Annotated in this window: 15 protein-coding genes; 7 read left to right on the top strand and 8 right to left on the bottom strand. The window is 75.0% G+C overall.

Annotated features, from left to right (window positions below; translation table 11 throughout):
• Positions 1-32: 32 nt before the first annotated feature.
• On the top strand, positions 33-677 hold the full coding sequence (locus tag PSD17_RS34495) for an FABP family protein (protein ID WP_339126287.1): 645 nt from the start codon (positions 33-35) through the stop codon (positions 675-677).
• Positions 678-778: 101 nt separating this feature from the next.
• Here PSD17_RS34495 and PSD17_RS34490 read toward each other — a convergent pair whose 3' ends face one another.
• Positions 779-2686: a hypothetical protein gene (locus PSD17_RS34490; protein WP_339126286.1), complete on the bottom strand. Its 1908-nt coding sequence runs from the start codon at positions 2684-2686 to the stop codon at positions 779-781.
• 45 nt (positions 2687-2731) lie between these two features.
• On the bottom strand, positions 2732-3481 hold the full coding sequence (locus PSD17_RS34485) for a hypothetical protein (RefSeq protein ID WP_339126285.1): 750 nt from the start codon (positions 3479-3481) through the stop codon (positions 2732-2734).
• Between the two features lie 1879 nt (positions 3482-5360).
• On the opposite strand from PSD17_RS34485, the gene PSD17_RS34480 reads away from it, so the two are divergent.
• Together PSD17_RS34480 and ygfZ are read left to right on the top strand one after the other, a co-directional pair.
• The gene (locus PSD17_RS34480) at positions 5361-5819 is read left to right on the top strand and encodes a Fur family transcriptional regulator (protein WP_041759204.1); all 459 of its coding nucleotides are present in this window, start codon (positions 5361-5363) and stop codon (positions 5817-5819) included.
• Positions 5816-6901, top strand: coding sequence for a CAF17-like 4Fe-4S cluster assembly/insertion protein YgfZ (ygfZ, locus tag PSD17_RS34475; RefSeq protein ID WP_339126284.1), 1086 nt, complete (start codon positions 5816-5818; stop codon positions 6899-6901). The genes PSD17_RS34480 and ygfZ overlap by 4 nt, the downstream gene beginning before the upstream one ends.
• A 21-nt stretch (positions 6902-6922) precedes the next feature.
• Here the strand turns inward: ygfZ and PSD17_RS34470 are convergent, their stop codons facing one another.
• Positions 6923-7753, bottom strand: coding sequence for a hypothetical protein (locus tag PSD17_RS34470; RefSeq protein WP_013672656.1), 831 nt, complete (start codon positions 7751-7753; stop codon positions 6923-6925).
• 173 nt (positions 7754-7926) lie between these two features.
• Here PSD17_RS34470 and PSD17_RS34465 point away from each other — a divergent pair, with 173 nt between their 5' ends.
• The 4 genes from PSD17_RS34465 (at position 7927) to PSD17_RS34450 (ending at position 10471) form a co-directional block, all read left to right on the top strand.
• Entirely contained in the window at positions 7927-8133 is a 207-nt protein-coding gene (locus tag PSD17_RS34465; RefSeq protein WP_013672655.1) for a DUF3073 domain-containing protein, read from the top strand.
• A 171-nt stretch (positions 8134-8304) separates the two neighbouring features.
• Positions 8305-9255: a hypothetical protein gene (locus tag PSD17_RS34460; protein WP_339126283.1), complete on the top strand. Its 951-nt coding sequence runs from the start codon at positions 8305-8307 to the stop codon at positions 9253-9255.
• A gap of 1 nt (position 9256) precedes the next feature.
• Positions 9257-9616 carry a GntR family transcriptional regulator gene (locus PSD17_RS34455; protein ID WP_013672653.1) on the top strand — a complete coding sequence of 120 codons (360 nt, stop codon included), beginning with the start codon at positions 9257-9259 and terminating at the stop codon, positions 9614-9616.
• Positions 9617-9775: 159 nt separating this feature from the next.
• The gene (locus tag PSD17_RS34450) at positions 9776-10471 is read left to right on the top strand and encodes an NUDIX hydrolase (protein WP_339126282.1); all 696 of its coding nucleotides are present in this window, start codon (positions 9776-9778) and stop codon (positions 10469-10471) included.
• A 284-nt stretch (positions 10472-10755) separates the two neighbouring features.
• Here the strand turns inward: PSD17_RS34450 and purM are convergent, their stop codons facing one another.
• The 5 genes from purM to purL form a co-directional block, all read right to left on the bottom strand.
• A complete protein-coding gene (gene purM / locus PSD17_RS34445) occupies positions 10756-11880 on the bottom strand; it encodes a phosphoribosylformylglycinamidine cyclo-ligase (protein ID WP_013672651.1) in 1125 nt (374 codons plus the stop codon).
• 352 nt (positions 11881-12232) lie between these two features.
• Positions 12233-13816 carry an amidophosphoribosyltransferase gene (gene purF, locus PSD17_RS34440; protein WP_103380435.1) on the bottom strand — a complete coding sequence of 528 codons (1584 nt, stop codon included), beginning with the start codon at positions 13814-13816 and terminating at the stop codon, positions 12233-12235.
• A 37-nt stretch (positions 13817-13853) separates the two neighbouring features.
• Positions 13854-16058, bottom strand: coding sequence for a putative bifunctional diguanylate cyclase/phosphodiesterase (locus tag PSD17_RS34435; RefSeq protein WP_013672649.1), 2205 nt, complete (start codon positions 16056-16058; stop codon positions 13854-13856).
• A gap of 140 nt (positions 16059-16198) precedes the next feature.
• On the bottom strand, positions 16199-16531 hold the full coding sequence (locus PSD17_RS34430; RefSeq protein WP_013672648.1) for a sterol carrier family protein: 333 nt from the start codon (positions 16529-16531) through the stop codon (positions 16199-16201).
• Positions 16524-18809 (bottom strand): phosphoribosylformylglycinamidine synthase subunit PurL, encoded by a 2286-nt coding sequence (purL, locus tag PSD17_RS34425; RefSeq protein WP_013672647.1) that lies wholly within the window; start codon positions 18807-18809, stop codon positions 16524-16526. Before purL ends, PSD17_RS34430 begins: the two co-directional genes overlap by 8 nt.
• Positions 18810-18995: the final 186 nt, after the last annotated feature.

The following is an 18995-nucleotide window of genomic DNA, read 5'->3' as shown; positions in this document are numbered from 1 at the left end:
TTCACCTCCGCCCCTCACCAGGACGGGACGTCATGAGCACCCCCGGCGACGACGCGCGCGACCCGGACGGGCTCGGCACGACGATCCAGGGTCCCGCCAACGCCGCACCCGACTCCCCGCAGCGCAATCGTCCCCGCTGGGAGGACCTGCCGGTCCCCGACGACACCGCGAACCTGCGCGAGGGCCCCGACCTCAACGAGGCGTGCCTCGGCCTGCTCCCGCTGATCGGGGCGTGGCGCGGCACCGGCGAGGTCGTCTACCCGACGATCGAGGGCCCGTACCACTTCGGCCAGCAGCTCGTGTTCTCCCACGACGGGCGCCCGTTCGTCGGCTACGAGGCCCGCGCGTGGCTGCTCGACGAGGACGGGAAGGTCATCCGGCCCGCCGCGCGGGAGACCGGCTTCTGGCGCCCGCAGCCCGACGGCACGCTCGAGGTGCTGATCGCGCACGCCACCGGGATCATCGAGATCTTCTACGGCAAGGCCCGCACGCTCACGTCGTGGGAGATCGAGACCGACGCCGTCGCGCGCACCGCCACGGCCAAGGAGGTCACCGGCTCGCACCGGCTCTACGGCCTCGTCGAGGGCGGGGACCTCGCCTACGTCGACGAGCGGGCCATGATGGGCCAGCCGTTGCAGCCGCACCTGTCGGCCCGGCTGCACCGCATCGCCGGCTGACCGTCCCCCTGCCGTCCGGCGGAGGGTCCCGTCCCGCTGCAGGACACGCGCCGGCGCGCAGAGCGGGCTGGACATGCCTCGGGGCAGTGCCGATGTGCGGGTCAGCGGTCCTCGCGGCGCCCGGCATCACGCACTGCGGCGTCGCGATCCGCGGCGCGGTGACGGGCGACCTCGGCGAGAGGAATGCCCGCAAGCTCGGCGATCTGGACGTCGGCGAGACCCGCCGCGGCGAGGCGGCGGACCAGGCCCGCCAGGGCGTCCTGCTCGTGCCGGACCGCGGCGCCGAGGCGGTCGAGTTGGCTGCGGACCCGATCGAGCTCGGTGGCGGCGCCGATCGCCTGGTCGGGCTGGTCGAGCAGGACGGCGAGCAACCGGTCGCGGACGTCGGCCGGTCGGGGCGCGGGCTCGGGCCGGTCCGGGCGGTCGGCCGAGGACCGGCTCGCGAGTGCACTCGCGACGGCATCGGCCAGCGACTTTCCGGCACCCGCCGACGGTGACCGCTCGGGGGCGGTCAGACCGACGACGGGATCGGCAGGTGCGTCAGTGTGAGCCTGCGGCGGGGTGGGCGGTCCGGCCGCGTCGACCGTGCCCGCCGGGGAGACGAGCGGGGCGACCGGCGGTGCCGGGGCGGCTGCGGTATTCGCCTCGTCACCGGGGATCTCGGACGGACCAGCGCCGAACTTGGCGACGGCGGGTCGACGCGCGGCTCCGGTGGATCCCGGTCCCGTTGCGGGAGAACGCGTCCCGGCCACCGGGCCGGTCTCGGACGCGGCAGCGCCGACATGCCCTGCGGCAGCGCCGCCGGAAGGAGCGGCAGCGCCGATGTCTGTCGCGGCGGCACCGGTCTCGGTTGCGGCGCCCGTATCGGTTGCGGCGGCGCCCGTATCGTTTGCGGCAGGGCCCGTATCGGTTGCGGCAGTTCGGAGTTCGGCTCCGGTGGGCCCCGTCTCCGTGTCCCGGGCTCGCGTCCCGGCCGCGGCAGGCCCGGCCTCCCCACTGGCTCCGGTGCCGGGGGTCCGGGTCTCTGACGAACTGTCGTCTCCGCCCGGGCTCGCGCCTTCGACCGGGCTGTCGTCCCTGGCCCGGCTGTCGACCCCGAGCCGGCTGTCGTTCCTGGGCGGGCTGTCGTTCCTGGGCGGACCGTCGTTCCTGGGCGGGCCGTCATTTCCTAGCGGACGGAGCCCGGCGCCGGGGGCGCCGGCGCCGGGCTCGTCCCCCGCCGGCGGGGTGCCGCCGCCGAGGTCGTTCCCGGCGGCCGGGGTGCCGCCGCCGGAGGTCGCACCGCTCCCCCGCCGATCCGCCGCGGACTCGGCAGCGGGCAGGGTCAGGTCGACGCGCAGCCATGGTGCGGCGTAGTCCGCCGACGTCGCCTGCGCCGGCACCGCCCCACCCGGACCGGACGAAGGCACCCGCACCTGCGCCGACGTCCCCGCCTGCTGCCGGGCGGCGGCACGCATCAGCAGGACGTCGGACCGGATCGGCAACGGCGTCGTGTCGACATCGCGCACCGCGGCCAGGTCGCCCACCGTCCGCGGGCGCTGCTCCGGGCCCCCGTCGGCGGACGAGGCGGGCGCGGGCGGGGTGGGCAGGGACGACACGGTCGCGCCGACCGAGGTGACCGAGTCGGCTGCGGCCTCGCCCGGTGCCGCCCCGTCCGGTGCCGCCCCGTCCGGTGCCGCCCCGTCCGGTGCCGCGGCGTCGGCGGCCTCGGCCGGTGCTCCCGGCTCACGGCTGCCGGCCGGACCGTCCTCGCGCCCTCCGCCCGGTGCCGCACCGACCTCGACGGGTCGCGCGACCGGCTCCGAAGCGTTCCCGGCGTCGGGGATCGCGGCGGGTGCGCCGGTGGTCGCGGCGGCAGCGGTCGACGCGGCAGCCCGACGACGCCTCCGACGACGCAGCGCCACGATCACGAGCACAGCGGCGAGCACGACCACCAGGCCCGCGAGCACCAGCCAGCCGATCGGGACGCCGTGCAGCGCAGGCGCATCGGCCGAGAACGGCGACAGCATGGTCGCGCACGGTACGCCAGGTCACATCACCCTGCGCAACCGTTGTCACCCGGTGCGTGACTTCGAGACCGATCCGCCCGCGCGTGCACCGTCGTCGGTGTCCGCGCTGCGCCCGGCCTTCCCGGAGGTGCCGGCCGCGGTGGGGCCCGGCCCACCCTTCTTCGCCCTGGACGAGGTCTCTGACGTGCGCGACTCGTCCTTCGACGACGCCGACGCATCCGGTCCAGCTGCGTCGGTGTCTGCTGCCGGGGGCGGGGACGTCGCCGCCGGGGAACCCCCGCCCGCGCCGCGCGTGGACGATTCAGCCGATCCGGTGGTGCGCGCGGACCCGTCCGCGTCCTCACGGACCGTGGCAGGTGGCTTCGAGGGCACGTCGGTCGGCACGGGATTCCGGGTCGCCGACGCCTCCCCGGCCACGGGCGCCTTCGATGCCTCCGACGCGGGCCGGAACAGGTCGGCGGCCTCGGCGACGTCACCCTCGGGGCGCATCGACACCGTCGTGCCGCCGCCGGACGACTGGGACCGGCGTTCCTGCGCGGTCCGGGCCGCCGCTCCCCCGGCGCTTTCCTTGGCGCCCTTGTCCTCAGCCGTGCCGGATCGCTGCCCGGCACCTGCCGTGTCGACCGGCCCGGCCGACGCGGGTCGCGTCGGCGACTTCTGCTGCGCGGCCACGGGTCGCGACGCGGCGGGGCGCTGCTGGGCAGCCGCCTCCTGCCGGACCGGTTCCGACCGATCGGGCTTCTGCTGGGTCGGTGTCTGGCGGGCGGGCTTCTGCTGCGCGGGGCGCTGCGGCATCTGTGCCGGGGTCGGGCCACCGCGGCCGGCAGCCGGGCCCGGGGTTCCCGCGCGCGACGACTCGGACGACCGTCCTCTGCGCTCGGCGGGCCCGGCAGTGGTTCCGGCCGCCGAGGATGAACGCGGCGCCGAACCCCGGTGGTCCGACGACGCGGAACCGGCCCCCTGCCCCGTCCCCGGCTGCTGCCCGGAGCCGGGACCCTGCGCCACAGGAGGCTTCTGCGCCACACGAGGTTCCGGGGAGGACGCGCCGGACGGCATGGCCGGCTTCTGCGGCCGCGCGCCGGACGGCCCCGCAGGGTTCGACTGCCCACCGGACGGAACCGCAGGCTTCTGCGACCCACCCGAAGGACTCACGGGCCGCGACGACGGATTCTGCGACGCACCAGACGGACCGGTCTGCTTCTGCGGCACCGCGGACGGACCGACCTGCTTCTGCGGTCCACCGGACGGGCCCGCCGGCCTCGACGACCCACCCGACGGGCTCGCCGGCTTCTGCGACGCACCAGATGGAGCGCCCGGCTTCTGCGGCACCCCCGACGGACCGGCCGGTTTCTGCGGCACCGCGGACCGAGCGGCCTGCTTCTGCGACACAGCGGGCGAGCCGGAACGTTGCGCCGCACCCGAACCAGCCGGAGCACGATCCACGCGCGCCGCCGCCTCGGACGCCTGGGCGGGAGCCGACGCCCCGGACGGGGCTGCCCCGGCACCGCCCTGCTGCGGCCCTGGACCGGACGGCGCCCGGTTCACCCTCGTCGCCGCCTCGGACGCCGAGCGGGGAGCCGATCCGCCGTTCGCAGGCGTCGATCCTCCGGACGGCACCCGGTTCGACCCGGTCGGCTCGGACGCCGACCCGCCCTTCGCAGGCACCGGCCCACCGGACGGCGCCGCACCTGGACCGGACCGGTGCGTCGATCCGGGACCGGACGGCGCCCGGTTCGAGCTCGCCGACCCCCCGGGCCGCTGTACGCCCGCACCGGCCCGGGTCCGGTCCGTCCCCGCTTCGGACGCCTCCGCCCCAGCCTGCCGCGCCGGCCCGGACGGCACCCGGTTCGCCCGCGTCGCCGCCTCGGACCCCGCCTCGGACGTCGCACCGGCAGCCGACCCGCCCTTCGCAGGTGCCGATCCGCCGGACACGCCGTGCGGGCTGCCCGCGATCGCCGCGCCGGCAGCCGCACCGGACCCGGCGGGAGGGGCCGGGATCGGTGGCGCGGCGGCGATCCTCGGTGACGACGCGGTCGCCGCCGGACGGTTCTCGGGCGAGCCGGAGCGCAGGTCGTCGAGCTCACCGCGCATCCGGGTCAGGTCGCGCATGACGGCGTCGCGACGGCGGAGGAGGTCGTCGAGCTCCCGGCGCGCCGCGTCAGCGGCCGTCCTGGCCCGGCCACGGATCTCCTCGGCCTCCTTCTCCGCGTGCTCGAGGATGCTCTTCATCCGGTCGGACATGCCGTCGATCGGGTCGACCTGGGGCTGCGGTGTGGCCGCGGGGTGTGGAGTCGCGGATCGGGCGCCCTGCGCCGCGTCGAGGTCGGCACGCATCCGGGCGAGGACGCGATGGAGCCGGCTGATGTGCTCGTCGACCTGGCGGCGGGAGTAGCCGCGGAACACGACGTCGAATTGCGCGGCACCGGGCGAGCGGTCCGCACCGTCAGCCGTCATCGCAAACCTCCCGAGGCCACCCGTCGAGATGCCGAGCCTACCGTCGCGGCCGCAGGCCGTTCACCCGGACGGAGCAGAGCGGTACACCCGAGGCAGGCCCCGGAGGTCGTGGTCGGCAGGCGACGAGGCCGAGAGTGCCCCACCCACACGGCCGCCGCCACCGCGCAGCCTGGTCGGCGATCGCGGGCCGTCGCCGCGGGTGAGCGCCTACGATCGGGGTGTGGACACCTCGCTGCGGCAGACGCTGCACCGGCGCGGCCTGCGCATGACGCCACAGCGTCAGCTCGTCGTCGACGCCGTCCGCGCACTCGGGCACGCGACGCCCGAGCAGATCTGCACGCGCGTCCAGGAAACGGCCCCGGCCGTCAACATCACGACGATCTACCGCACGCTGGAGCTGCTCGAACGCATCGGCCTGGTCCGCCACACCCACCTCGGGCACGGGGCGCCGACCTACTCCGAGCAGGAGCACCAGCACGTGCACCTCGTGTGCCACCACTGCGGCTCGGTCGCGGAGGCACCCACCGACCTGATGGACCAGTTGGCCGCCCGGCTGCGCGACGAGTCCGGCTTCACCCTCGACGCGACGCACGTCGCCCTCTCGGGTCGGTGCGCGGACTGCGCCGAGGACGCCGACGCCGACCCCACGGACAGCACCGAACAGGAGACCGACCGGTGACCGACTCGACGGACACCGTCCCCGCGGACGCGCCGCACGACCCCGACGCACGGGTCCCCGCGCACCGCGGCGACCCCCTCGCCGAGCAGCGTGCGATGGCGCGCGGCGCGGCCGTCGTCGACCGGAGCCACCGCGGCGTGCTCGCGGTCCCCGGCGAGGACCGACTCAGCTGGCTGCACCTGCTGCTCACCCAGCACGTCAGCGAGCTGCCCGGGGACACCGGCACGGAGGCACTCGTCCTCGACATCAACGGCCGGGTGCTGCACCACATGGTCGTCGCGCACGTCGGCGACACCGTGTGGCTCGACGTCGAGCCCGACGACGCGGCCGAGCTGCTCGGGTACCTCACCAAGATGGTCTTCTGGTCGAAGGTCGAACCCCGCGACGCGACGGACGAGCTGGCGGTGCTGAGCGTCGTCGGACCCGACACGCCGACGGTGCTGGCCGCCGCGGGGGTGCCGGTGCCCGACGGGGTGGGCGCGCTGGCGCTCGCCGGGGGTGGGTTCGTGCGCCGCATGCCGTGGCCGGGCAAGGACGCGGCCGACGTCGTCGTCCCGCGCGCCGAACGCGACGCCTGGTTCGCGAGGCTCACCGCCGCGGGTGCCCGCGCCGCCGGGACGATGGCCTTCGAGGCGCTGCGGGTCGAGGCGCTGCGGCCGCGGCTGCGTGTCGACACCGACGAGCGCACGATCCCGCACGAGGTCGGTTGGATCGGCTCGGCCGTGCACCTGACCAAGGGCTGCTACCGCGGGCAGGAGACCGTCGCGAGGGTGGCGAACCTGGGCAGGCCCCCGCGCCGGCTGGTGCTGCTGCACCTCGACGCCGGTGACGAGGAGCTGCCCCGTCCGGGCGACCCGGTCGTCAACGGAGGCAGGCCGGTCGGGCGGGTCGGCACGGTGACGCTGCACCACGAGCTCGGCGCGGTGGCGTTGGCACTGGTCAAGCGGTCGGTGCCGGTCGACGCGGAACTCGTCGCGGGGGTCGACGAACGCGCCGCACCCGCCCGCATCGACCCCGACTCGATCGAGGCCGACGACGCGACGCCGCCGGGCCGCGCGGCACAGTCGGGGCTGCGGACCTGACCCGCTGCCGCGGGTCTCGGCTCAGCCGTTCCGCCGGCGCCCCGCCACGGCGCCCCAGAACTCGCGCAGCCGCTCGTAGCAGGCCTGGGCGGTGTCGCCGTCGCCGTCGTGCAGGGCCTGGAGGGCGTCCTGGACGAGGCGGGCGGAGTCGTCGGCACGCAGGGTGTCGTCGTCGATGAACTCGACCAGGCCGCCGTAGTCCAGCTCGACGACCGACTCCCGGTCGAAGCGGCCGAGCCAGCCGGCGGTCTCGGCGAGCACCTCGGCGGGCCCTTCGTCGCCGATCCCGGAACGGACGATCTTCTCCGCGCGCTCGGCCCGCGCGATGGCGGTCCCGATCGGCACCTGCCAGTGCACCCGGCGCGGGGAGTCGAGCCGCAGTCGCCGTCGTGCGGGATCGACGAGGGCGAACCACGGCAGCGGCACCGTCCACGCCGATGTCACGACGTGCGCCGCGCCGTCCCCGATCTCGGTCAGCGCGGCCTCGGCACCGCGGCGGGCCGCGGCCTCGGCGACGGGCAGCGCCGCCGCCCGCAGCACCGGCAGCTCCTCGGCGAGGAACGCCAGCACCGCCGCCGCCGCCCGCGGCCGCGTGTCGAGCGGGCAGACGAGCCGGTCGCCCGCCTCCGACGTCGTGACCACCACGTCGAGCTCGCCGCCCGCCCCGTCGTCGCCGGGGAGCAGGCGTGAGCGCAGGGCCGCACGGAGACACTGGTCACGGTCGCGGCGCCCGGCATCGTGCGGTTCCACCGCACCGCGGCGCAGCGCCTCCCGTACGGGCACGCCGGTGGGGCCGTCGAACACCCGCAGGGGCTCGTACACCCGCAGGTACGACAGGAACGGCTCGGGCATGGGTCGGATGATTCCAGTAGCGGGGCCGCAGCGGACCATTCCCGGTCACACCATCGATGCCACGTCGCACGGTCGGCCGTGCGCAAGGTACGGTGGCAACAGGAACATTGATGAGATGAACGGGGCCGCCGAGACATCCGGCCGCCCCTTCCCTGTTGTAAGGGGGACCAGCCATGGGGCGCGGACGAGCCAAGGCCAAGCAGACGAAGGTGGCCCGCGAGCTCAAGTACAGCTCCCCCACCATGGATCTCGACGCATTGCAGCGCGAGATCGGTAGTGGGCCGGCTTCCGACGACGAGGAGTACGACGAGTACGACTCGTACGCGTCGTACCGTCCCTCCTCCGACGACGAGGACGACGGGGACTTCCGCCGGCGCTGACCGCCGGCTCCTCGACATCTCCGGCTGACCGATCCGGGCGTCCGACGGGCGCCCGGATCGGTCTGCCCGCACGACCATCCGCCACGCCGGCTCCGTATCGGCTCGCGCTCTGCGCGCCCACTTGTTATAGTTGGTCCATAACAAGTGGCGATACTCGAACGAGGTGACGGCATGGGACGGACGACCGCAGCGATCCTCACGGGCGCACCCCACCTGGTGGCGGTGCTCCCCGCGGTGGTGACGACGCTCGTGGCGTGGGACCGGCTACCGGCCGAGATGGCGTCGCGGTTCGCGGCGGACGGCACGGTCGTCGACACGATGCCGCGCGCGGCGATGCTGGTGGCGGCCATCCTGCTCGGCGTCGTGATGAGCGCGGTGTTCGCGGCAATCGGTGGCAGGTCGCCCGCGGCGCCCGTCTCCTCGGTGGACACCATGCGGTTCTTCGGTCTCGTCTCGTGGGCGACGGCCGGCATCCTCGGGACCGTGCTGCTCAGCGCCGTGCTCGCCAACGTCGACGCGCCGGACGCCGTGGCCGCCGAGCTGCCGATGAGCCGGCTGCTGGTCGCACTGGGCGTCGCCGCGGTGGCGGGTGCCGTGGGGTACCTCGTCACGCCGCGCAGCCCCGTCGCACCGCCGCAGCCGGCCGCCGAGGCGATCGCCGTGGCCCCCGGCGAGCTGGTCAGCTGGTCGGGGCGGGTCGAGTCACGGGCGTCGCTGGCGCTGGGGGCGGTCCTCGTCGTCGCCGGGCTGGCCGCGGCGTGGCCGGCCGGTCCGCTCGTGGGGGCGCTGCTGGTGGCGGTCGGCCTGGCGGTGCTGCTGCTCGGCTCGTCCGCGCTGGTGACGGTCGACCGGCGCGGTCTCGTCGTCTCGCTCGGGGTGCTCGGCTGGCCGCGATTGAGGGTCCCGGCCGACGACATCGCCTCCGTCACCACCGGCGACGTCTCTCCCGCCCAGTTCGGTGGCTGGGGTTACCGGATCGTCCCCGGCGGCTCCGGGGTGGTGCTGCGGCGGGGACCCGCCTTGATCGTCACGCGCCGCTCGGGGCGACGGTTCACCGTGACCGTCGACGACGCCCGGACCGCCGCGGGCCTGCTCGTCGGCCTGGGCCACCGGGTGAGCTGACGTGTTGTTCCGGGTCGATCCCGCGCGGCCGGTCCCGCTGGCCGACCAGATCGCCGCCTGCGTGCGTCGGGGCATCGCCGACGGCACGGTCCGGCCGGGCGAGCGGCTGCCGCCCGCGCGGGAGCTGGCCTCGTCGCTCGACGTCAGCATCCACACCGTGCTCGCGGGGTACCAGCACCTGCGCGACGAGGGCATGATCGAGCTGCGACGCGGGCGCGGGGCGACGGTCCGGGAGGGGCTGCGCGCCGACCGGGCCGCCGTGCTCGACCTGGTGCACGACCTCGTCGCCGCAGCCCGCCGCATCGACCTCGACGACGAGGAGCTGGTCGAGCTCGTCCGGCACGCCGCGTCGGGGCCGTAGCCGTCGCGCTCGTCGGTAACAGCCGCCCCGTGCGACGCGATCGACCGGGCAGAACCGCCTGCGAGGGTGGACCGGGCGGCACGTCGCCGGAGCGGCGTCTCGATCTTCGAGGTAGTGTCAGCCTGACGAGAACGAAGCGGACGTCAGGAACGGATCACGATGCGTGGCAACCTGTTCGCCGTCGGCGTGGACCTGGTGGTCCTCACCGTGCGCGGCGACGAGCTGTGTGTGCTGCTGGTACGCCGGAGCGAGCAGCCGTTCGAGGGCAGCTGGGGGCTTCCCGGCGGGTTCGTCGCCCCCGACGAGGACCTCGCCGACACCGCCGCCCGCGAGCTGTCGGCCCAGATCGGGTCGGGGGCCGCCGGGCGCGTCACCGGCCATCTCGAGCAGCTCGCGGGCTACGCGGCGCCCGACCGGGACCCTCGCGGGCGGGTGCTCTCCGTCGCCTTTCTGGCGCTGCTGCCCGACCTCCCCGACCCCGACCAGCCCGGTATGACGAGCGGCTGGCACCCCGTGGCCGACGTGGCCGACCTGGCGTTCGACCACACCCGCATCCTCTCCGACGGTGTCGAGCGGGCCCGCGAGACGCTCGAGTACACGACGCTCGCGGCCGCCTTCTGTCCGCCGGAGTTCACGATCACCGACCTGCGCCGGGTCTACGAGGCCGTCTGGCGCACCGAGATCGACCCGCGGAACTTCTCCCGCAAGGTCACCTCGACGCCCGGCTTCCTCATCCCGACGAACCGCCACGTCACCGGCGGCCCCGGCCGTCCCGCGCAGCTGTTCCGCCGCGGCCCGGCGACCCGGCTGCACCCGGCGATGCTGCGCGAACCCGCCGTCCGGGCGGCGGGCTGACCCGCAGGCGACACAAGCGCCGAGGGCGACAGCAGGGTTGCGCCCGGAGTCCCGAGCGCAACCTCACGGTCGCGATTCGCGCGGACGACGACGGTGAGGTTGCGCGCGGAGCAACCTGACCGTCGCGGTGCTTCTGCAGGAACCCCCTCGGCCCGAACGCGACCCTGAGGTTGCGCTGAGCAACCCGCGCGCAACCCTGCTGTCGCTCCGCAGCCCGAACGCGACGCTCAGGTTGCGCTCGGCGTCACCCGCGCAACCCTGCGGTCGTCGGTACGGTCGAGGACTCAGAAGCGGGGGTGCTCCCCCAGCAGCTGCACCCGCGAGCCGACGCCCTTGGGCTCCTCCCCGGTGCCACGGCGCACCTCACCCAGCACCCACGCCGGGACGTGCCGAGCGGTCAGGACCGCGAGGGCGCGGTCGACGTCGTCGGGCGGCAGCACGGCGACCATGCCGACACCCATGTTGAACGTCTTCTCCATCTCGGCACGCTCGACGCGGCCGCGCGCGGCGATGAGCTTGAAGACGGGCGCGGGCGTCCAGCTGCCGCGCTCGGCGACGGCGACCAGCCCGTCGGGCAGCACCCGCTCCAGGTTGCGGGCGAGCCCACCGCCGGTGATGTGCGCGAACGTCCGCACGCCGGTCTCGGCGGCGAGCGCGAGGCAGTCGCGGGCGTAGATGCGGGTGGGGATCAGCAGCTCCTCGCCCAGCGTCGTCCCGAACTCCTCGACGTGGCCCTCCAGCGGCATCCGCGCGATGTCGAGCAGCACGTGCCGGGCCAGTGAGTAGCCGTTGGAGTGCAGACCCGAGGCACCCATGGCGACCAGGACGTCGCCGGGGCGGACGCGCTCGGGGCGCAGCATCGCCTCGGCGTCGACGATGCCGACGCCGGTGGCCGACAGGTCGTAGCCGCCGGCCTCCATCAGCCCGGGGTGCTCGGCGGTCTCACCGCCCAGCAGCGCGCAGCCGGCCTGCTTGCACCCCTCGGCGATGCCCTTGACGATCGTCGCGACCTGCTCGGGCACCAGCTTGCCGACGGCGATGTAGTCCTGCAGGAACAGCGGCTCCGCGCCACAGACGACGAGGTCGTCGACGACCATCGCGACCAGGTCGAGGCCGATCGTGTCGTGCTTGTCCATCGCCTGGGCGACCGCGACCTTGGTGCCGACGCCGTCGGTCGACGCGGCGAGCACGGGCTCGGCGTAGCGGCCCAGCTTCGGCGCGAACAGCCCCGCGAACCCACCGATGCCGCCGAGGACCTCCGGCCGGGAGGCCAGCTCGGCGTGCGGGCGCAGCGCCTCGACGGCCTGCTCGCCCGCCTCGATGTCGACGCCCGCCGACGCGTAGCTGGCCCGCGGCGACTCCTCGCGGTCCTGCACGTTGTCCTCGGGCACGGTCGGGGTGGGCGGCATGGGGGTGACAACTCCTGTCGGGGCCGGGGCGCGGCCTCGTGGTCGTGGCCGGTGGGTCGGGCCTGCGGGCAGGCCACGACCGCCGGAGCGGCCTGGTCGGTCGGGGTCGCCGGAGGCGACCTCGTCGTGCACGGCCACGCGCGGTGGCCGGGGTCTGCGTCGTGCGGGACCCGGGCCGCCGGCGGACCGTGTCGGCCACCCGTCGCATCTCGGGCGCGGCGCCGTCGCCAGGACCGGACCGCGGCCGGGATCGCACGACCGGATCATCATGGCCGGTCGACGCCCGGGAGGTCGAGCCCCGGGCGACGGGGTCACCATCCCGCGGCCGCCCCCGGATCGCGGGGACGGGCGGTCAGGGCCTGCGCAGGGCCTCCGCCGCACCGTAGCCGACGGTGAGCGGCGCGGCATCGTCCGACGGCGTCGTCGCGGCGGACAGCCCGGCGGTGACGTCGTCGTCGGCGAGCTGCTCGAGCAGGTGCTTGCCCAGGCGCGCCTCGTCGGGCAGCGCGATCGGGTAGTCGCCGTCGAAACAGGCGCAGCAGAGCCGGGAGCGGGGCTGCTCGGTGGCCGCGACCATGTTGTCGACGGACACGTAGCCGAGGGTGTCGGCGCCGATCGAGCGGCGCACGCCCTCGACGTCGAGGCCGCTCGCGAGCAGCTCGGCGCGGGTCGCGAAGTCGATCCCGTAGAAGCAGGGCCAGCGCACCGGCGGCGACGCGATGCGGACGTGGACCTCGAGGGCACCGGCCTCGCGCAGCATCCGGACCAGCGCGCGCTGGGTGTTGCCGCGCACGATCGAGTCGTCGACGACGACGAGCCGCTTGCCGCGGATGACGTCGCGCAGCGGGTTGAGCTTGAGCCGGATGCCCAGCTGGCGGATGGTCTGCGACGGCTGGATGAAGGTCCGGCCGACGTAGGAGTTCTTGACCAGGCCCTGCCCGTAGGCGATGCCGGAGCCCTGGGCGTAGCCGATCGCGGCCGGGGTGCCCGACTCCGGGACCGGGATGACCAGGTCGGCCTCGACGGGGCTCTCCTGGGCGAGCCTGCGGCCGATCTCGACGCGGGTGGCGTGCACCGACCGGCCGGAGATCGTCGTGTCCGGGCGCGCGATGTAGACGTACTCGAAGACGCAGCCCTTGGGCTCGGGGACGCCGAACCGACTGCTGCGCATCCCGTCGGCGTCGATGGCGATGAGCTCGCCCGGCTCGACCTCGCGCACCATCGACGCGCCGACGATGTCGAGCGCCGCGGTCTCGCTCGCGACGACCCAGCCGCGCTCGAGGCGGCCCAGCACGAGCGGGCGGACGCCGTGCGGGTCGCGTGCGGCGTAGAGCGTGCGCTCGTCGGCGAAGACGAGGGAGAACGCACCGCGCACCCGCGGCAGCACGCGCAGCGCCGCCTCCTCGAGCCCGGTGTCGGCCGCGTCGGCCGCCATCAGCTCGCAGAGGAGGTCGGAGTCGGTGGTCGCGCGGACCGCGTTCGCGTCGATCCCGCGGGTACTCACCTCGTCGCGCAGCTCGGCGGTGTTGACGAGGTTGCCGTTGTGGGCGAGTGCGACGCCGCTGCCGGTGGCCGTGGTCCGGAACGTCGGCTGGGCGTTCTCCCAGGTGCTCGACCCGGTCGTCGAGTAGCGGTTGTGCCCGACCGCGAGGTGCCCGCGCAGTGACGAGAGCGTCTGCTCGTCGAACACCTGGCTGACCAGGCCGAGGTCCTTGAAGACGACCATCCGGTGCCCGTCGGACACCGCGATGCCCGCAGACTCCTGGCCGCGGTGCTGGAGGGCGAACAGGCCGTAGTAGGCGAGCTTCGACACCTCCTCGCCGGGCGCCCACACGCCGAAGACACCACATTCGTCGTGGGGGACGTCGTCGCCCTCAGGGTCGGGCTGGTGGGAGTCGGGGTGGGGGGCAGGGTGCTCGTTCCGAACGGAACTCAACGCACACACTCTCCTCGGCTGACGGCAGGCAACACCGTTAACCGATCGTACGCCGGGAGAGGTCGGGAACCCATGCCGCGGGACCCGCGTCACCGAACCAGCGACCCTGTCCGAGGTCGCAGCCCAGCCGCTCCAGCCGCTCGGCCTGCACGCGCGTCTCCACCCACTCGGCGGTGACCTCCAGGCCGAGCGCGTGGGCCAGCTCGACGAGCGCGCGCACGATGCTCTCGTCCATGGGATCGGGGTCGGGGTGGCGCAGCCCGTCGATGAACGAGCCGTCGATCTTGAGCGCGTGCACCGGGAGCCTGCGCAGCCAGGCGAGGCTGGACCAGCCGGTGCCGAAGTCGTCGAGGGCGAGCCGGACGCCCTCGCTGCGCAGCGCGCCGAGGACGTCGAGCGCCACGGCCTCGTCGCCCAGCACCGCCTGCTCGGTGATCTCCAGCTGCAGCTTCTCGGCCGGGAGCCCGGACTCCGCGAGCATCTTCCGCACCCCGGCGAGCCAGCCCGGGGCGACCAGCTGCACCGGGGAGACGTTGACGCTGACGTAGGGCGACTGCTCGCCGAGCTCGGCGTACCAGGCCGCCGCCTGCCGGCAGGCCTCGCCGAGCACCCAGTCCCCGAGCGCGACGATGGCGCCGCTGCGCTCGGCCAGCTCGATGAACCGGCCCGGCCCGAGCAGCCCCTCGACGGGGTGCTGCCAGCGCACGAGCGCCTCGGTGCCGCACAGCCTGCCGCTCGCGAGGCGGACCAGCGGCTGGAACGCGAGCCGGAACTCGCCGCGTTCCACGGCCTCGGGCAGGCCCGCGAGCAGCGTGAACCGGGCGGCCTCGCCCGCGTCGCGCTCGGGGTCGTAGGCGACGCGCCGGCCACCGCCCTGGGCCCGCGCCCACGACAGCGCGACGTCGGCGGCGCGCATGAGCTCCTCGGGCACCGTCGTGGCCGTCGGCGCCTCGCTGACACCGATGCTCGCCGTGACCGTCAGCGAGCGCTCGCCGAGCTGGAACGGGGGGCCGAACGCGTCGAGGAGCCGGTCGGCGAGGACCTTCACGTCGTCGGGCCCGGCGGTGTCGACGACGAGGACCGCGAAGTCGTCCCCGCCCGTCCGGGTGACGAGATGGTCGCCCGCGGCCATCTGCAGCCGCCCGGCGACGGCCGAGAGCAGGCGGTCGCCGACCGCGTGCCCGAGGCTGTCGTTGACCGCCCGGAAGCCGTCGACGTCGACCGCGCACAGTCCGACGCGCCGCGCCGCGCCCGGGCTGAATGCCTGCCGCAGCTGCTGCTCGGCGAACGCCCGGTTGGGCAGCCGGGTGAGCCGGTCCTGGGTCGCGGCCAGCTCGAGCCGCGAGCGCAGCCGATGCCGTTCGGACACGTCCTGGACGACGGCGAGGATCCGGTCGGGCTCGCCGCGGTCGTTGCGCACGAGGGTGGTGCTGAGCCGGGCCCAGACCACGAGCCGGTCGGGCCGGACGAGCCGCACGTCGATCTCGGCGCTGTCGGGACCGGAGTCCGACGCGACCCGGTGGTAGGCCTCGACGAACGTCTCGACGTCGTCGGGGTGCACGAAGTCGGCCGCGGCGTGCGGCAGCTCCGGGCGGACGTCGGCGCCGAGCAGCCGGTAGAGCGCGGGGTTGACGTCGATGACGTCGCCGGAGAGGCTGCCGACCGCGATGCCGACGCGGCCGCGCAGGTAGAGCGCCCGGTAGTGCAGGTCGCCGTCGGTCAGGACCCGTTGCAGGTCCTCGGGCGGCCACCGGGTCGCGGTCAGCAGGTCCTGGCGTTCGCTCTCGGCGCGCTCCCGGGCCGCGGCCAGGTAGCCGGCGACGAGCTGGTCGAGTGCGACGAGCAGCCGGCGGACGCCGTCCGGCCCGGCGGTGCCGATCATGGCCTGGGCGTCGCTGCGCAGCAGCCCCAGCGTCGGCGGGAGCAGCTCCTCGGGATAGGGTCCGCCGGCGCCGAGCGGCCGGGTCCCGGGGCCGCAGTGGTAGAACGACGCGCCGATCCGCCGGGCGGCGGGCGGCCAGAAGGGGTCGGCGCGCAGTACCGCGGACAGCCGCCGCAACAGCGTCCGCAGCTGGGCGAGCGTGGGGCGGCCGAGGGCGGGCAGCAGGTCGGCCCAGCGTTCGGCGAGGCTGGCGACGGGGTCACCGCTCTGTCCCCCGATGGCGACCGGTTCGACCGGGCGCAGGCCGCGTGGTTCCGGGAACGAGCGGTCGTGCGGGCCGGGCAGCCGTGCCACCACCATGCCCGTCACCTCCGTCGCCCAGCGCGGGACGACCGCGAGATCGCGTACTCCGCGCGCGCAATCTTCGGCCCCCGATGGGCTTTTGACCACCGGTGGGTGTCGCGGATCATCCGTCCAGGTGACCTGAGCGTCACTCCGCGTCAGCGCAGTGGGAGCAGTGCCGCCACCTCGGGTGCCCGCGATCCGGAGGCCGAGACTGCACCCGTGTGAACCGCATCACGCCAGGTCAGGGTACCCCGCGCGAGCGCGAGCCATGTCCGTGCGTCGGTCTCGATCACGTTGGGCGGGTTCCCGCGGGTGTGCCGCGGACCGGCCACGCACTGGACGGCCCCGAACGGCGGCACCCGCACCTCGACGGTGCGGCCGGGCGCGCGCTCGGCGAGGCTCGCCAATGTGGCCTTGACGGCCGCCTTGAGCGTCGCGCGGTCGGGTGCGTCGCCGCCGTCCAGCCAGAGGTCGACCGCGTCAGGCACCGAACAGCCCCGGCAGCGTCCCCTCCCACGCCTCGCGCAGCTCGTCGGCGCCCAGCGGCGCGAGCGTGCCGATCCGCAGGCCGGAGCCGCCGGTCGTGCCGATCCGCCGCGCCGGTACGCCGGCCTCGGCCGCCCGGGCCAGCAGGGCGTCACCGTCGGCGACCGTGACGAGCACGCGGCCTGCCGACTCGGAGAACAGTGCGACGAAGGGGTCCAGCTCGTCGGGCAGGTCGATCTCGGCGCCGTGGCCGCCGACGAGGACCGCCTCGACCAGCGCCTGCGCCAGCCCGCCGTCGGAGAGGTCGTGCGAGCCGGTGAGCACCCCGTCGGTGGCCGCGGCCGCGAGCAGGGCGGCGAGCCGCTGCTCGGCCGCGAGGTCGACGACGGGCGGCCGGCCGCCCAGGTGGCCGTGCACGACGTGCGCCCACTCGCTGCCGGCCAGCTCGTCGCGGGTCTCGCCGAGCAGGACGACCGCGTCGCCGTCGCCCGTGAAGCCGCTGCGGACGCGGCGGGCCACGTCGTCGAGCACCCCGAGCACGCCGATCACCGGCGTCGGGAGGATGGCGCGGTCGCCGGTCTGGTTGTAGAAGCTGACGTTGCCGCCGGTCACGGGGATGCCCAGCTGGGCGCAGCCGTCGGCCAGGCCGCGCACGGCCTGCGAGAACTGCCACATGACGTGGGGGTCCTCGGGCGAGCCGAAGTTCAGGCAGTTGGTGACCGCCGCCGGGACCGCGCCCGACACGGCGACGTTGCGGTAGGCCTCGGCGAGCGCGAGCTGGGCACCGGTGTAGGGGTCGAGCGCAGCGAAGCGGGCGTTGCAGTCGGTGGAGACGGCGATGCCGCGGCCGGTCTCCTCGTCGACGCGCACGACGCCGGTGTCGGCCGGCTGGGCCGACGCGGTGTTGCCGCGGACATAGCGGTCGTACTGCTCGGTGACCCAGGCCCGGCTGCACAGGTTCGGACTCGCGGCCATCCGCAGGATCTCCGCCCGCAGCTCGGTCGGCGCGGCGGGCCGGGGCAGCCGCTCGGGGCCGTCGGCCAGCAGCGCGTCCTGCGTGGCGGACCGCTCGACGGGGCGCTCGTACACCGGGCCGTCGTGGGCGACGGTCCGCGGCGGCACGTCGACGACGGTCTCGCCGCGGTGGGTGATCCGCAGCCGGTCGCCCTCGGTGACCTCGCCGATGACGGTCGCGAGGGTGTCCCACTTGGCGCAGACGGCCATGAACGCCGCGACGTCCTCCGGCCGCACGACCGCGCACATGCGCTCCTGCGACTCGCTGGAGAGGATCTCCGCGGCCGTCATGCCCTCGGCGCGCAGCGGCACCGCGTCGAGGTCGACGGCCATGCCGCCGTCGCCCGCGCTCGCCAGTTCGCTCGTCGCGCACGACAGGCCCGCGCCGCCGAGGTCCTGGATGCCGACGACGAGCCCCGCGTGGAACAGCTCCAGGCAGCACTCGATCAGGACCTTCTCGGTGAACGGGTCGCCCACCTGGACGCTCGGGAGCTTCTTGCGGCCGCCGCCGTCGTCGCCCGCGAACGTCTCGCTGGCCAGCACCGAGACGCCGCCGATGCCGTCGAGACCCGTGCGGGCGCCGAACAGGATGATCTTGTTACCGGTGCCCGACGCGAAGGCGAGGTGCAGGTCCTCCACCCGCATCGAGCCGACACACAGCGCGTTGACCAGCGGGTTCCCCGCGTAGCTCGCGTCGAACACCACCTCACCGCCGACGTTGGGCAGGCCGAGGCAGTTGCCGTAGCCACCGACGCCGGCCACGACGCCGGGCAGCACGCGCGCCGTGTCGGGCGCGTCGGCCGGGCCGAAGCGGAGCGGGTCGGCCACCGCGATCGGGCGGGCGCCCATCGCCATGATGTCGCGGACGATCCCGCCCACGCCGGTGGCCGCGCCCTGGTAGGGCTCCACGTACGACGGGTGGTTGTGCGACTCCACCTTGAACGTCACGGCCCAGCCGTCGCCGATCTCGACGACGCCCGCGTTCTCGCCGATGCCCGCGAGCATCTTGGCGCGCATCTCGTCGGTGGTGGTCTCGCCGAAGTAGCGCAGGTGCACCTTCGACGACTTGTACGAGCAGTGCTCGCTCCACATCACCGAGTACATCGCCAGCTCCGCGTCGGTCGGGCGGCGGCCGAGGATGTCCCGGATGCGGGCGTACTCGTCGTCCTTGAGGCCGAGCTCGCGATAGGGCTGCGGCTGCCCGGGGGTCGCCGCGGCGCGCTCGACGGAGTCGACGGTGTCCAGCTGGGGAACGGTCCCGGTCACGCCACCAGGGTAGTCAACGTGCGCGCGCGACCTGGGGCGACCGAGACGGGCCTCACCGGAGGGCCGGCTGCCGCGCGCCCAGGCCGGTCCAGCGGAAGCCGGCGAGACCGACGACCGCCGGGTCGAGGAGGTTGCGCGTGTCGACGACGACGGCCTGCCCGACCACGTCGGCGAGCCCTCCTCGCC

Origin of the sequence: Pseudonocardia sp. D17 (genome assembly GCF_036984265.1) — a bacterium.
In the GTDB taxonomy this organism is placed as follows: Bacteria; Actinomycetota; Actinomycetes; order Mycobacteriales; family Pseudonocardiaceae; genus Pseudonocardia; species Pseudonocardia benzenivorans.
This window is presented reverse-complemented; position numbering and strand designations above follow the sequence as displayed.